Here is a 14,459-nt window from a genome sequence, read left to right on the forward strand (position 1 = left end):
AACTGATTTAAAAAGTAAAGCCACCATCCCCCTGGTGGCTTTACTGTTTTTATAACCAGTATCTTCTTTGAACAATGCGCACACTATGTAATACTTAAACATCTTCGAGTTTTACAGCGCAGCGAATATGGACAATATAGAAGTGCGTGGGGCGAGAACCCACAACCTAAAAGACATACATCTCACCATCCCACGCGACAAACTGATTGTCATTACCGGCCTCTCTGGTTCCGGCAAATCATCTCTTGCGTTTGATACGCTTTATGCAGAAGGCCAGCGCCGCTACGTTGAGTCGCTTTCGGCTTATGCGCGTCAATTTTTATCTTTGATGGAAAAGCCTGACGTCGACCACATAGAGGGGCTTTCTCCTGCGATCTCAATCGAGCAGAAATCCACCTCGCATAACCCACGTTCAACGGTCGGTACGATCACTGAAGTTTACGATTATCTGCGCCTACTGTACGCTCGCGTTGGTGAACCACGTTGCCCGACCCACAAAGTTGCCTTAGCGGCACAAACCATCAGCCAAATGGTGGATAAAGTGCTCGAGATGCCTGAAGGCAGCAAGATGATGTTGCTTGCACCTATCATCAAAGAGCGTAAGGGTGAGCACGTTAAAACACTGGAAAACCTTGCAGCTCAAGGCTTTATTCGTGCGCGTATCGATGGGGATATCTGCGATCTGTCTGATCCACCGCCACTAGAGCTGCATAAAAAGCACACCATCGAGGTGGTCGTTGATCGCTTTAAGGTGCGGGATGATCTCCAGCAACGCTTGGCAGAATCGTTCGAGACCGCTATCGAGCTCTCTGGTGGTATTGCCGTCGTCGCACCAATGGATGGAGACGGGGAAGAAGTGGTGTTCTCTGCGAACTTTGCTTGTCCTTACTGCGGTTACAGCATGCAAGAGCTGGAGCCTCGCCTGTTCTCGTTCAATAACCCGGCGGGTGCCTGCGGCACTTGTGATGGATTGGGAGTGCAGCAGTACTTTGACCCTGCTCGCGTGATCGTGGATGACTCCCTGAGTCTTGCTGAGGGTGCGATTCGTGGCTGGGATCAGAAGAACTATTACTACTTTCAGATGCTCACCTCACTGGCTAATCACTACGACTTTGACCTCAACACCCCGTTTAAGTCACTATCAAAACCAATCCGGGATGTAATTCTGAAGGGCTCCGGCCGAACTCAAATTGAGTTCCATTACGTCAATGATCGCGGTGATATTCGAGTTAAGCGCCATCCGTTTGAAGGGATCTTAAACACGCTTGAGCGTCGTTATCGTGATACTGAGTCGAACTCGGTACGTGAAGATCTGGCTAAGTACATCTCGACCAAATCCTGTTCAAGCTGTGATGGTACACGTCTGAGAATCGAGGCGCGCAATGTCTTCATTGGTGAAACAACTCTGCCCGAGATCGTTGAGCTGAGTATTGCCGATGCTCTGGGCTTCTTCCAATCACTGCAACTTGAAGGACAGAAAGCACAGATTGCCGATAAGGTCATGAAAGAGATCAATGACCGCTTGCACTTTTTAGTCAACGTCGGCCTGAACTACCTCAACCTATCGCGCAGTGCCGAAACCCTCTCAGGTGGAGAGGCGCAACGTATTCGACTTGCCAGCCAAATTGGCGCAGGTCTTGTCGGGGTGATGTATGTGTTGGATGAGCCCTCCATTGGCCTCCACCAGCGCGACAACGAGCGCCTCCTCAAGACCCTGACTCACCTACGCGATCTGGGTAACACCGTGCTTGTGGTCGAGCACGATGAGGATGCCATTCGCATGGCGGATCATGTCATCGATATTGGCCCTGGTGCCGGCGTGCACGGCGGTCAAGTCGTCGCCGAGGGTAAGGTGGATGAGATCATTGCTAACTCAAACTCTCTGACTGGGCAGTATTTGAGTGGCGAAAAGGCGATTATGATCCCGACGGATCGTACGCCAATTGACAAAAAGAAGGTGGTGAAACTCACTGGAGCTAAGGGCAATAACCTAAAAAATGTCACCCTTACGCTTCCAGTTGGACTGTTTAGCTGCATCACCGGTGTCTCTGGCTCAGGGAAATCCACCCTAATCAATGATACCTTTTTCAAAATTGCCCACACTGAACTGAATGGCGCAACGACACAGGTACCGGCGCCATACAATAAAATTGAAGGTTTAGAGCACTTTGATAAAGTCATCGATATCGACCAAAGCCCGATAGGACGAACTCCACGCTCTAATCCGGCCACCTACACCGGTATCTTTACGCCAATTCGAGAGCTGTTCGCCGGTACCCAAGAGGCTCGTTCACGCGGCTACAAACCTGGACGCTTTAGCTTTAACGTCCGTGGAGGGCGATGCGAGGCATGTCAAGGGGATGGTGTGATTAAGGTTGAGATGCACTTTTTGCCTGACGTGTACGTGCCATGTGATGCGTGTCAGGGCAAGCGCTACAACCGTGAAACACTCGAAGTGCGCTACAAGGGCAAGAGTATCGATGAGGTACTGGAAATGACGGTCGAAGATGCACGCAATTTCTTTGACCCCGTGCCAGTGATCGCGAGAAAACTGCAAACCTTGGTGGATGTCGGTCTCTCCTATATTCGCCTTGGACAGGCGGCAACCACACTATCAGGCGGTGAAGCTCAGCGAGTTAAATTGGCCCGTGAGCTATCAAAAAGAGATACTGGCAAGACATTGTATATTCTTGATGAGCCGACCACAGGTCTGCATTTCCATGATATTCAGCAACTGCTCACTGTGCTACATCGCTTGCGGGATCATGGCAACACCGTGGTAGTGATTGAGCATAACCTCGATGTGATCAAAACCGCTGATTGGATTGTTGACCTTGGCCCAGAGGGTGGACAAGGTGGTGGTGAAATCATTGCACAGGGCACACCTGAAGACGTGAGTCTGGTCGAAGGCTCGCACACAGCTCGCTTCTTGAAACCTATGTTAAAGTGAGCAAAATAGGTAAGATAGGAAACCAGCCTTGCGCTGGTTTCTTTTTTTGGGCAACCATCACTCAGAGCAAATTATGGCCACTATCCATGTTAGCGGGACACAACTTCAACCGGCAAAACCGGTTATCCCTTTAAATCGTCCATTCATCATGGCGCTCAGCGCGATGTTCCTGCTATTTATGCATGTTTTTATGCCTAACCCCGGTGGCTCAGGCTTAGCTCTGATCTTCAACAATACTACCTGGGCTGGCCTAAGCCTCGCTATTGGCGTTGGTTTATATCAAATCAGCATCAACCACTACCTGCGTTACAACAAGTTCACCATAGGTCTGTTGATTGCCTGCGGCTTAATGACCCTACCCATGCTGTACTCGGCTGCCGACATATCAACGGTCGCACCACGCATACTCGCCTTGTGGTCTGGCTGGGTGTTTTTTGTCGCCTTACAGCAGTTTCGTTTGGGTAATAAACACAAGCAGCGGATTCTAGAGCTTATCGTCATCGCCAGCGTGATCGAGGCACTGATTGGTTATGGGCAGTATTTCTGGTTAGAGCCGGGCAATCAATTTGGCTATAACGCTGTCGATAATCGTCCCTATGGCATTTTCCAACAAGCGAATGTGATGGCGAGTTTCCTTGCGACAGGACTGGTCCTGTCAGGCTATCTATTGGCACGCAAAAACAACCGCTACAGTACGTTGCTCGATACTGGTTTGCATTATATCGCTCCGCTACTTCTTACCCCTCTGTTGGTGGTTCTAGCCTCACGGACAGGCTGGATTAGTTCACTTGTTGCGGTCATGATGATCATGCCCTATCTGTGGCGCTTTTCCACCAAACGCCGCGCCTTAACTTGGCTGGCGATGGTCGTGATTGGCACCGGACTCGGCTTTGTCGCGAGCCAGCATCAACACAAGACTGAGTTTATTGCGCAAAAAGTGACCCTGACAGATGTCCGACAAGATATCTACTCTCAAGCCATGGATATGATGATTGAGAAGCCGTTTACAGGCTGGGGCTATGGGCGATTTGAATCGCAATACACCCTGTATACAGCGCGCCAGCATCAAATCAACCATAAGTATCAACCTGGCTTACCGGCGATGGACCATCCTCACAACGAGATCTTGTTGTGGGGGATTGAAGGTGGGATTGTCCCGTTACTTGGGCTCTTACTGGTTGCCCTACTGACCGTAGCGCGGATCAGACAGGCAAAACCGGGGACTCGTCTTGCCCTACTGGCGCTTTTTGTGCCGATATTGCTCCACTCCCAGCTTGAATATCCATTTTACCACTCAGCGATCCATTGGCTCGTTCTGATCATCTTGCTGTACTGGGTTGACCAGCGCACAAGCAAGCTAAGACACGCCCACTTTTCACCCTTGATCAAAGCTGGGTTACGCGTAAGCTGCTTAGTTGTTCCTCTTACCACAGTGACCTACATGGTCAGTGCTATGCATACCAACCATGTCCTGACTCAGTTTGAGCAGTCTTCGCCTAAAGACCCTAAGATCCTAGAGCGAATCTCTAATCCGTATGCATGGACAGAGCGTTATCAATGGGCCATCTACAGCACCTATTTTGATATTGGCCTGCAGACGGGTGACCATGGCTACACCCAAGTCTACGTAAACTGGTCACTTGATATGATCAAACGCAAACCAAGGCCTGAGCTGTATAAGAACTTGATATTGGCGTATTCCGCAATGGGGGATGAGCGCAAAGCTAAGCAGGTACGCACTGAAGCCGAACTCTTGTATCCAAGGCTGGCTTTTCCAGCCCAAAGTCGCACCGCTCCTATCCGCGCTTCTGTTATTGATCCAGAGTTGCAACCGTGACGGCATAAGAAAAATCGCCAAGCGCCACCAAATTCAATGTTTAGCGGCGCCCGCAGGAGGCGCCCGCAGGAGGCGCCAGCAAGAAACCTAGCGTAGTTTCTCCTCAAGGGCCTTTAGACATAGCGCGACGTTTTGCTCTGAGGCACCGTAGCCCATCAAGCCAATCCGCCATGCTTTGCCAGCAAGCGCGCCCAAACCAGCCCCAATCTCAAGATTGAACTCATTAAGTAGCTCTGAGCGCACCTGCGCTTCATCGATGCCCTCTGGTACGTAAACGGCATTAAGCTGTGGCAGGCGGTGCCCCTCATCAACCACAAATGTAAAACCAAGGCTCTCAAGCCCCTGCTTTAGCTTTTCGTGCATTGCTTGGTGACGCGCCCAGGCTTGCTCTAGGCCCTCATTTTTGAGCATGACTAGTGACTCGTGCAGTGCATAAAGACTATTCACCGGTGCAGTATGGTGATAGCTACGCTTACCCTCTCCACTCCAGTAACCCAGCACTAGGCTTTGGTCGAGAAACCAGCTTTGAATAGCATGAGTACGTGATTGAATCTTCTCGATAGCTGCCGGTGAGAAGGTTAGTGGAGAGAGGCCGGGCACACAGGATAGACACTTCTGACTTCCAGAATAAACCGCGTCCAATTGCCATTCATCCACCTTGAGTGGCACACCGCCAAGCGAGGTGACGGTATCGACTATGGTTAACATACTATGACGTTTAGCCAGTGCACCCAAGGCTTGTGCATCGCTGACGGCGCCGGTCGATGTCTCTGCATGCACAAAAGCCAAGATTTTAGCATCTGAATGCTCTAACAGTGCCTGCTCTACCTTACTCACAGAGACGGGCGCTCCCCAGTCATCGTCTATCACTACCGCCTCACCACCAGCACGGACAACATTCTCTCGCATCCGCTCACCAAATACCCCATTGCGACAAACAATGACTTTATCGCCTGGCTCGACTAAGTTGACAAAACAAGCCTCCATACCGGCACTACCGGGAGCCGATACCGCAATGGTAAACGCATTTTGGGTTTGAAAAGCGTATTTAAGTAGGCTCTTAAGCTCATCCATCATCTGGATAAAGAGTGGGTCGAGGTGACCAATCGTTGGTCGACTCATTGCCTGAAGGACCTGTGGTGAGATGTCTGATGGGCCAGGTCCCATCAAGACGCGACGAGGGGGAATAAAGCTTTGGATAGACATACATCACTCCATTGAAATTTATTGTTGTAAAACCAGCCACGCCGCTAAGGCATCGACCAGGTAGGAAGAAAATTGGACAGTTAAGTATAGAGCTCCTAGCCAAGCTATTGGGAGCAAATAGCAAAACTGCTGACAACTTCAAATATTGATTGACATTTTTGCACCAAAGCCGTTCAATGATCGACATAGAACAGAAGAGGAGCGCTGCCCAGGCAGGTATATAGTGGAATCGCAATTCCGATACTATTTACCGAGGGGGAGTAGCGCCGAGATAGGAATTTTTTGCGAGATTCTCCTGTCGGTTGAATGGGCTGAATCCCTTCAACTGTCATCAGCTCAGTCTGGTGATGAGCTTCTGAGGTCGTGACGACACTTTTCTCACCCTCTGCTCACCCATTCCCTCTTCAAACACACTGGAAGTTTAATCTTTTTGAAGTATAGGGAGACCAACTGTGAGCACATTTAATGTCGCCAAATTCGGCGGAACAAGCGTAGCCAATTTTGACGCCATGAGTCGTTGTGCAGCGATTATCGAGAGCCACCCATCAACGCGACTTGTCGTGAGTAGTGCCTGCTCTGGCGTAACCAACTTGTTGGTGGCACTTGCCAATGGTGTTCCTGAGCAACAACAGCGCAGCGAGATCCTGCAGCAAATCGCCGATATTCATGAAGCTATCCTGGCAAAACTCAATCAGGCAGATGAGGCTGCCGCTGAGGTGTATGCTATTCTGGATACCATTACTAGCCTTGCTGAGGCTGCCTCTATCCAATCTAGCACTAAACTAACCGATCATTTGGTTGCGTGTGGTGAGCTGATGTCAACCCACATCCTCGCCCAACTGATGCGCGAGCAAGGCATCAATGCGGTTCGCTTTGATATCCGCGAAGTGCTCAAAACCGACAGCAACTTTGGTCGTGCAGAGCCAAGTCTTGAACAAACCGCCACGCTTGCCAAGGAGAAGTTGGTCCCCTTGTGTCGTGAGCAGGTGGTAGTGACCCAGGGCTTTATTGGCTCAAATGATGAAGGGGATACCACGACGCTAGGCCGTGGAGGCAGTGATTATAGTGCCGCCCTCATCGCAGAGGCCGTTGAGGCATCAGGACTGGAAATCTGGACCGATGTTCCAGGCATCTACACCACCGACCCTCGTATCGCACCCAATGCCGCCCCTATCGCTGAGATCAGCTTCAGTGAGGCCTCGGAAATGGCCAACTTTGGCGCGAAGATCCTTCACCCATCAACGCTGGTTCCAGCTCTGCGCCATGATATTCCCGTGTTTGTTGGCTCATCACGCGAGCCAGAGAAAGGTGGAACTTGGATCCGCCACTACGCTGAAACCTCGCCGCTGTATCGTGCACTCGCCCTGCGCAGTAATCAGACCATGGTGACCTTACGCAGTGCTAAAATGTTCCACGCCTATGGCTTCCTCGCCAAGGTGTTTGAGATCCTAGCCAAGCATAAGATCTCGGTCGATCTTATCACCACCTCGGAGATCAGTGTGTCGTTGACCCTTGATCAAACCGACACCTCAGGTGGTGCACCACAACTGCCTGTCGCTGCGCGTGAAGAGCTAGAAGAGATGTGTCATGTAGAGGTGGAGCACAACCTAAGCGTAGTTGCGCTTATCGGCAACAACATGAGCGCTTCAAAAGGCTGTGCAAAGCAGGTCTTTGGCACACTGGAAGACTTTAACCTACGCATGATCTGCTACGGTGCTAGCCAACACAACCTGTGCTTCTTACTCCATGAGTCAGTAGCTAAGCAAGCGGTGCAAAAACTTCACCAAGAGCTGTTTGAAAAGTAATAACAGCCACTTAAAGCTATGAAGAGGCGTTGACTGCAGCGCCTCTTCGCTGAGAACCACCAGCCAAGCCTCATAACTCAAGCAATGTCAGATGACTGCTACGCTGCAGCAGCCTGATATGCACAAAAATGCATTATACCAACTTTGCGAGTCACTTCACGATCTTAACCTAGCCCCAAGTGGATCCATTCTCTGTAATGAAACTAGCTGAATAAACAGCTCATCAAAGGAATTGAGAATGAATAATAAAATCCCCCTAAAAATGGGTGCATTGTGTGCAGTGCTGTACCTCACTGCGCCTAACGTACACGCCCACGGCTGGGTCGAATACCCTGAAGCGCGTCAATCCATCTGTTACGAGCAAGGCGGTATATGGAGTGGCAGTCCACCTAACCCCGCATGTGCTCAAGCCCTAGCAATATCAGGCAGTTACCCATTTGTTCAGCGTAATGAATACGCCAACCTTGTCGAAGACTACACCAACATGGAGGTCGTTCGCACCGCGGTCCCTGATGGTACGTTATGTTATGCCAATGATTCACAAAAAGCGGGGATGGGCGCTGCACATAGCGAGTGGACGCGCACTCTGATGAGTTCAGGTACATTCGAACTTGTGTTCAATGCAACAGCACCACACAACCCCTCATACTGGGAGATTTATCTCACTAAACAAGGTGTCGATACCTCTCAGCCACTCAAGTGGGACGACCTAGAATTGATCGAAGAGGTCGGCAACATTACAGCCCAATCCGGTAAATACCGTATGAATGTCACCATTCCCGATGACCGCTCTGGGCGTGCTGTTCTTTTCACTCGCTGGCAGCGCATAGATGCCGCAGGGGAAGGTTTTTATAACTGCAGTGACATTACCATCGGCAGCGATACCCCTCCCCCCATAGATCCTAGTGAACCTTATCTAAATCAAGGGGCGCAGTTTGTGCCTAACGACATCAGCCTTGATACTCCACAGCTCGGAGAGGTCGTTAAATACGATGTCTTAAACAGCAACGGCACTGTCCATTCGAGCTTTTCTGTCACCATCACAGAGCAAAACCAAGCTGACTGGGATCGCCTACTGGCTGCTGATATCAATGGTTACTACGAGTCAAACTACAGTGGTGAGGTCTTTATTGGTCGCTGGCATGAAGAGATGGAACACTATATGTACTTCCAAGGAGACTTATATAACAACTACTTCAATTCACTCGATCCACTTGCATCTGGGTTACTGACGATAGAGCCGGAACAAGGCGACTCCGACCTTAGAGCTGTGATCACACCAACCACCTTGCAAGTCATCACCGTGGCGGAAGTCACTCATGGTACAACGGTGGTGCTCAACCCATACCAAAGTGAAGGAGAGATTGTATCCATAGATTGGCAACAACTCAGTGGTCCGAGCCTCACGCCTGAGTATGGTATTGGTGGTGAGCTGATCCTAGATACCTCGCTACTGGCAGATACTCAAAGTGAGCTCTCGTTTGAGTTGACGATTTCCAGTGAGCAAGGATCTGACAGCACTGTGTATAGTTTCTCGGTTCTTCCAAGCGGTGGGGATAGCCCTGAAGAGCCTGTTGATCCAGTTGAGCCAATCGATCCCAATGCATGGAGCGCTTCGGCGACATATAACGAGGGCGATCAGGTGACTCACAATGGTCAACTATGGACCGCGTACTGGTGGACACAAGGTGATGAGCCCGGTACGACCGGAGAATGGGGTGTTTGGCGCTTATAGTTGATACTCATACCAATAAAAAAGCCCCTCATCGTGAGGGGCTATACATTTCGATCAGTGGTTACCCATTGATGTTAGGTCCTAACCACTTTTCTGCTTCCTCGAGCTCCCAACCCTTGCGATCGGCGTAGCTTGCAACCTGATCTGGCTGGATTTGAGCAATAGCAAAATAGCGTGATTCAGGGTGCGAGAAATACCAACCTGATACTGAGGCCCCTGGCCACATTGCGTAACTTGAGGTAAGTGACATGCCAATGTTTTGCTCAACATCAAGCAGCGACCAAATACAGCCCTTCTCGGTATGCTCAGGACATGCAGGGTAGCCCGGTGCCGGGCGGATCCCTTGGTAGTTTTCACGGATCAGCTCTTCATTGGAGAGGGCTTCATCCGCAGCATAACCCCAAATCTCCTTGCGTACTCGTTCATGCAGATACTCAGCAAATGCCTCCGCAAGGCGATCGGCAACCGCTTGGATCATGATAGCGTTGTAATCATCGCCCTCGGCCTTAAACTGATCAGCAAGCTCACGCTCACCTATCCCACCCGTCACAGCAAAACCACCAATCCAGTCAGGCTTACCGCTCTCTTTTGGCGCGATGTAGTCTGAAAGGCAGTAGTTATAGCCTTTTGGCTTCTCGGTCTGCTGACGCAGGTTACACAGGACTTGCGCGACTTGCGTGCGAGACTCGTCGGTGTACACCTCAATATCATCGCCCACACTAGATGCCGGGAATAGACCACATATACCGCGGACCTTGAGTAACCCCTCAGCTTGGACTCGATCTAGCCACTCATTTGCATCTTGGAAGAGGCGCTGCGCCTCTTCACCGACCTCTTCATGTTCAAAGATCTTCGGATACTTACCGACCAAAGACCAAGTCATAAAGAACGGGGTCCAGTCGATATAGTCTCTTAATGTCGCCACATCGACATCATCAAAGATGTGAATACCTGATTTCACCGGTACTGGCGGAGTGTACGAACTCCAATCAATCGCGACTTTGTTCTCTCGCGCCTGCTCGAGTGTCACCGGTTTGGTTCGCGGCTGCTTACGATTGTGCTGATCGCGCACTCGCTCATAATCAGCATCTAATTTGGTCACAAAGTCAGGTCTGAGTTCATCAGATAGGAGTGAGGTACAAACGCCCACTGCGCGTGAGGCATTGTTGACATAAATCACTGGGTGCGAGTAGTTTTGTTCAATTTTAACCGCAGTATGCGCCTTAGAAGTGGTGGCGCCGCCAATCAAGAGTGGCAAATCAAAGTCCAGTCGCTCCATCTCTTTGGCCACATGCACCATCTCATCAAGCGATGGGGTGATCAGACCCGACAGGCCAATGATGTCAACGTTCTCTTCTTTGGCTACCTTGAGGATCTTTTCACACGGCACCATAACACCAAGGTCGATGATCTCGTAGTTATTACACTGCAAGACCACACCAACGATATTCTTACCAATATCATGAACATCGCCCTTTACTGTCGCGAGCAGGATCTTACCGTTTGAGCTCCCCTGCTGCTTCTCAGCATTGATAAAGGGTTCCAAGTGCCCCACGGCTTGTTTCATCACGCGCGCCGACTTAACCACTTGCGGCAGAAACATCTTACCCTCACCGAATAGGTCGCCGACCACGTTCATCCCATCCATGAGAGGCCCTTCAATCACCTCCAAAGGCTTGGTGGCATTCTGACGCGCTTCCTCGGTATCCTCGATAATGAACTCAGTAATCCCTTTGACCAGAGCATGCTCTAGACGCTTGGCAACAGGCCAGGTGCGCCACTCAAGCGCAGAAGCATCATCTTCTTTGCCCACGGCATTGGTACGGTACTCTTCCGCAATCTCTAGCAATCGCTCAGTACCATCATCACGGCGGTTAAGCACCACATCCTCAACAGCTTCACGGAGTTTCTCAGGCACGTTGTCATAGATCTCGAGCTGACCTGCGTTAACGATGCCCATATCCATACCGTTTTTAAAACAGTGGTAAAGGAACACTGCATGAATCGCTTCACGAACGTAATTGTTGCCGCGGAATGAGAAGGAAACGTTCGACACCCCACCTGAAATCATCGCATGTGGGAGGTCACGTTTGATATCTGCCACAGCTTCAATAAAATCAACTGCGTAGTTATTATGCTCTTCAATACCGGTAGCAACCGCAAAAATATTCGGGTCAAAGATGATATCTTCGGCAGGGAAACCAACTTCATCGACTAGGATACGATAGGCATTGGTACAAATCTCAAGCTTACGCTCACGGGTCTCAGCCTGCCCCTGCTCATCAAACGCCATAACGATTACGGCAGCGCCATAACGGCGGATCAGCTTAGCTTGCTCAACGAACTTCTGTTTGCCTTCTTTGAGTGAGATGGAATTAACGATCCCTTTGCCCTGGATACATTTCAGCCCAGCCTCAATCACCTCCCACTTCGAGGAGTCGACCATAATCGGTACTCGTGAGATCTCAGGCTCTGACGCACATAGATTAAGGAAGCGAACCATGCAGGCCTCGGCATCCAGCATCCCTTCATCCATATTGATATCAATGATCTGAGCGCCATTCTCAACTTGCTGTCGTGCGACCTCTAAAGCCTCATCGTAGAGTTCTTCTTTGATTAGACGCTTAAATCGAGCTGAGCCAGTGACGTTGGTACGCTCACCAACATTGATAAACAAGCTGTCTTTCTCAATCGCGAGTGGCTCAAGTCCTGATAGACGACAAGCAACCGAAAGCTCGGGTAAAGATCGTGGCTTAAGGTCAGCAACGGCCGCAGCCATTTGACGGATATGTTCTGGTGTTGTGCCGCAACAGCCACCAATCATATTAAGGAAGCCACTTTGTGCCCATTCTTTAACATGACTGGCCATCTCTTCTGGAGACAAATCATATTCACCAAACGCATTTGGTAAGCCGGCATTCGGGTGAGCGGAAACATAGGTTTCAGAGATGCGAGAAAGCTCTTCAACATAGGGTCTTAGCTCATCAGGGCCAAGTGCACAGTTGAGACCAAAAGTGATTGGGTTAACATGACGCAGCGCATTATAAAATGCCTCGGTAGTTTGCCCTGACAGGGTACGTCCAGATGCGTCGGTAATGGTCCCGGAGATCATCACAGGCAAGGTGATACCCATTTGATCAAAGACAGTGTCGACGGCAAAAGCACAGGCTTTAGCGTTTAGAGTGTCGAAGATGGTTTCAATCAAGAGCAGGTCACAGCCGCCTTTGATCAGCGCACGGGTTGATTCAGAGTACGCCGCAACTAACTCATCAAAGCTGACATTACGGTAGCCGGGGTCGTTTACGTCTGGAGAGATAGAGCACGTGCGGTTGGTCGGACCTAACACACCCGCGACATAGCGAGGTTTCTCTGGTGTCTTTTGCGTCCATTCATCCGCAGCAGTACGAGCTAGCCTCGCAGCCTCATAGTTGATCTCCTCGCTTAGGCTCTGCATATCATAGTCGGCCATCGCGATGGTGGTTGCATTAAAGGTATTGGTCTCAAGAATATCCGCACCAGCTTCTAGGTATTCGCCGTGAATAGCCTTAATCAGCTCTGGTTGCGTTAGAACCAATAAATCATTGTTTCCCTTTAGGTCACAATGCCAATCAGCAAAACGTGCTCCTCGATAATCACTTTCCTCGAGCTTATGTCCCTGGATCATGGTGCCCATACCACCGTCGATCAACAGTATCTTTTGCTTGAGTTGAGCCTCAATCTGCTGTCTTACGTTCGTTCCCACTTTACAGCCTCATTCCGTGTTCATTTCCTACATCCTACCACACAAGCTACAGATATCTAGACGTCTAAATAAACCGGATAGATTAATTTTTGATTTCATCTAATTTGGTCGTTTTACCTATGGAGAGGTTTATCAAACAATCTGTGAGTCACGTATAAAATGGGCAACAAAACAAATAGGAAGTATGTTCGCTGGTACTTTTGGATGCCGGATGAACCAATTAAGTCACAAGCCAGTGGCGTAGCAGTACAACTAAAACAACCAGGCTGGTTTAGTAACAAATTACTAGGCCGAGCTGTTATTAAAGATATCAGTTTGGGCGGGGCAGGAATCCTGGTATCAAACCGAGTTGAAGTGCCAAAAAATATTCTAATAGAAACCTCAACGGGCCACCTATTCAATGCTGAGGTTGTCTACCAACGCGATGAGGGAGAGCTCTTTACCTTCTTGGGCGTTCTATGGACGGATAACAACGACGAGGCGCGAATTGAGCTAATTGAAGAGGCGCAGGAGCTAACCAATACCGAACCGAGACATGAAAACCCCAAAATATAGGGGCGGGGATCGGGTTTCGGGCTCTCGCCCTCCGAGGTTCGAGTGGTGCGCGTAAACGTTCAGAGTTAACGAAACTCCTCGCACCTCGGAGCGTTAGCGTACTCGAACCTCGCACCCTCGATTCTCGTCTCTCGCAACGAAGTAATCTCGTCTCTGGAGAACGAAAAAAGCCCAAGTCTTTCGACTTGGGCTTAATATAAGTGGCGGAGTGGACGGGACTCGAACCCGCGACCCCCGGCGTGACAGGCCGGTATTCTAACCAACTGAACTACCACTCCGCAGTGGTCTCTTTAAAGTCTTATCTCTAGAGTGCTTTAAACAGATAATGTTCAAAGCCTGGCGATGTCCTACTCTCACATGGGGAAGCCCCACACTACCATCGGCGCTATTGTGTTTCACTTCTGAGTTCGGCATGGAATCAGGTGGGTCCACAACGCTATGGTCGCCAAGCAAATTTGTTTAATTCAGAAAGCTGTAAAAGTCTTTATACACATTCAAAGTTCTTGCTTTGAGTCCATCAAAACCCTTTGGGTGTTGTATGGTTAAGCCTCACGGGCAATTAGTACAGGTTAGCTCAACGCCTCACAACGCTTACACACCCTGCCTATCAACGTTCTAGTCTCGAACAA

Annotated in this window: 7 protein-coding genes, 1 tRNA gene, 2 rRNA genes and 1 riboswitch; of the genes, 5 read left to right on the forward strand and 5 right to left on the reverse strand. The window is 49.9% G+C overall.

The window, feature by feature from the left end:
* Window positions 1–127: 127 nt before the first annotated feature.
* On the forward strand, window positions 128–2,950 hold the full coding sequence (uvrA, locus tag ACSTTG_RS04585) for an excinuclease ABC subunit UvrA (RefSeq protein WP_438473892.1): 2,823 nt from the start codon (window positions 128–130) through the stop codon (window positions 2,948–2,950).
* Window positions 2,951–3,023: 73 nt separating this feature from the next.
* Window positions 3,024–4,787 carry a PglL family O-oligosaccharyltransferase gene (locus ACSTTG_RS04590; protein ID WP_438459264.1) on the forward strand — a complete coding sequence of 588 codons (1,764 nt, stop codon included), beginning with the start codon at window positions 3,024–3,026 and terminating at the stop codon, window positions 4,785–4,787.
* 87 nt (window positions 4,788–4,874) lie between these two features.
* Here the strand turns inward: ACSTTG_RS04590 and ACSTTG_RS04595 are convergent, their stop codons facing one another.
* Window positions 4,875–5,993, reverse strand: a complete 1,119-nt coding sequence (locus tag ACSTTG_RS04595; protein WP_438459265.1) for a pyridoxal-phosphate-dependent aminotransferase family protein — start codon at window positions 5,991–5,993, stop codon at window positions 4,875–4,877.
* Window positions 5,994–6,179: 186 nt separating this feature from the next.
* Window positions 6,180–6,356, forward strand: a riboswitch (Lysine riboswitch).
* An 89-nt stretch (window positions 6,357–6,445) separates the two neighbouring features.
* Here ACSTTG_RS04595 and lysC point away from each other — a divergent pair.
* Together lysC and ACSTTG_RS04605 are read left to right on the forward strand one after the other, a co-directional pair.
* The gene (gene lysC, locus ACSTTG_RS04600; RefSeq protein WP_438459266.1) at window positions 6,446–7,798 is read left to right on the forward strand and encodes a lysine-sensitive aspartokinase 3; all 1,353 of its coding nucleotides are present in this window, start codon (window positions 6,446–6,448) and stop codon (window positions 7,796–7,798) included.
* A gap of 238 nt (window positions 7,799–8,036) precedes the next feature.
* The gene (locus ACSTTG_RS04605; RefSeq protein ID WP_438473893.1) at window positions 8,037–9,533 is read left to right on the forward strand and encodes a lytic polysaccharide monooxygenase; all 1,497 of its coding nucleotides are present in this window, start codon (window positions 8,037–8,039) and stop codon (window positions 9,531–9,533) included.
* Between the two features lie 61 nt (window positions 9,534–9,594).
* On the opposite strand, the gene metH is transcribed toward ACSTTG_RS04605, so the two are convergent.
* Window positions 9,595–13,275: a methionine synthase gene (gene metH, locus ACSTTG_RS04610; protein ID WP_438473894.1), complete on the reverse strand. Its 3,681-nt coding sequence runs from the start codon at window positions 13,273–13,275 to the stop codon at window positions 9,595–9,597.
* Between the two features lie 204 nt (window positions 13,276–13,479).
* On the opposite strand from metH, the gene ACSTTG_RS04615 reads away from it, so the two are divergent.
* Window positions 13,480–13,830 (forward strand): PilZ domain-containing protein, encoded by a 351-nt coding sequence (locus ACSTTG_RS04615; RefSeq protein WP_438473895.1) that lies wholly within the window; start codon window positions 13,480–13,482, stop codon window positions 13,828–13,830.
* A gap of 201 nt (window positions 13,831–14,031) precedes the next feature.
* Here the strand turns inward: ACSTTG_RS04615 and ACSTTG_RS04620 are convergent.
* From ACSTTG_RS04620 to ACSTTG_RS04630, 3 genes are all read right to left on the reverse strand, one after another.
* Window positions 14,032–14,108, reverse strand: a tRNA-Asp gene (locus tag ACSTTG_RS04620).
* 56 nt (window positions 14,109–14,164) lie between these two features.
* Window positions 14,165–14,280 (reverse strand): 5S ribosomal RNA (gene rrf, locus ACSTTG_RS04625).
* An 88-nt stretch (window positions 14,281–14,368) separates the two neighbouring features.
* Window positions 14,369–14,459, reverse strand: a 23S ribosomal RNA gene (locus ACSTTG_RS04630); the annotation flags it as partial.

The sequence above is a fragment of the Vibrio glycogenivorans genome, from assembly GCF_051660965.1.
Taxonomy (GTDB): domain Bacteria; phylum Pseudomonadota; class Gammaproteobacteria; order Enterobacterales; family Vibrionaceae; genus Vibrio.

Bases quoted from the DNA above. Each gene is read 5' to 3' on its own strand.
- uvrA (WP_438473892.1), top strand. From the start codon at position 128: ATGGACAATATAGAAGTGCGTGGGGCGAGAACCCACAACCTAAAAGAC.
- ACSTTG_RS04595 (WP_438459265.1), bottom strand. From the start codon at position 5,993: ATGTCTATCCAAAGCTTTATTCCCCCTCGTCGCGTCTTGATGGGACCT.
- ACSTTG_RS04590 (WP_438459264.1), top strand. From the start codon at position 3,024: ATGGCCACTATCCATGTTAGCGGGACACAACTTCAACCGGCAAAACCG.
- ACSTTG_RS04615 (WP_438473895.1), top strand. From the start codon at position 13,480: ATGCCGGATGAACCAATTAAGTCACAAGCCAGTGGCGTAGCAGTACAA.
- ACSTTG_RS04605 (WP_438473893.1), top strand. From the start codon at position 8,037: ATGAATAATAAAATCCCCCTAAAAATGGGTGCATTGTGTGCAGTGCTG.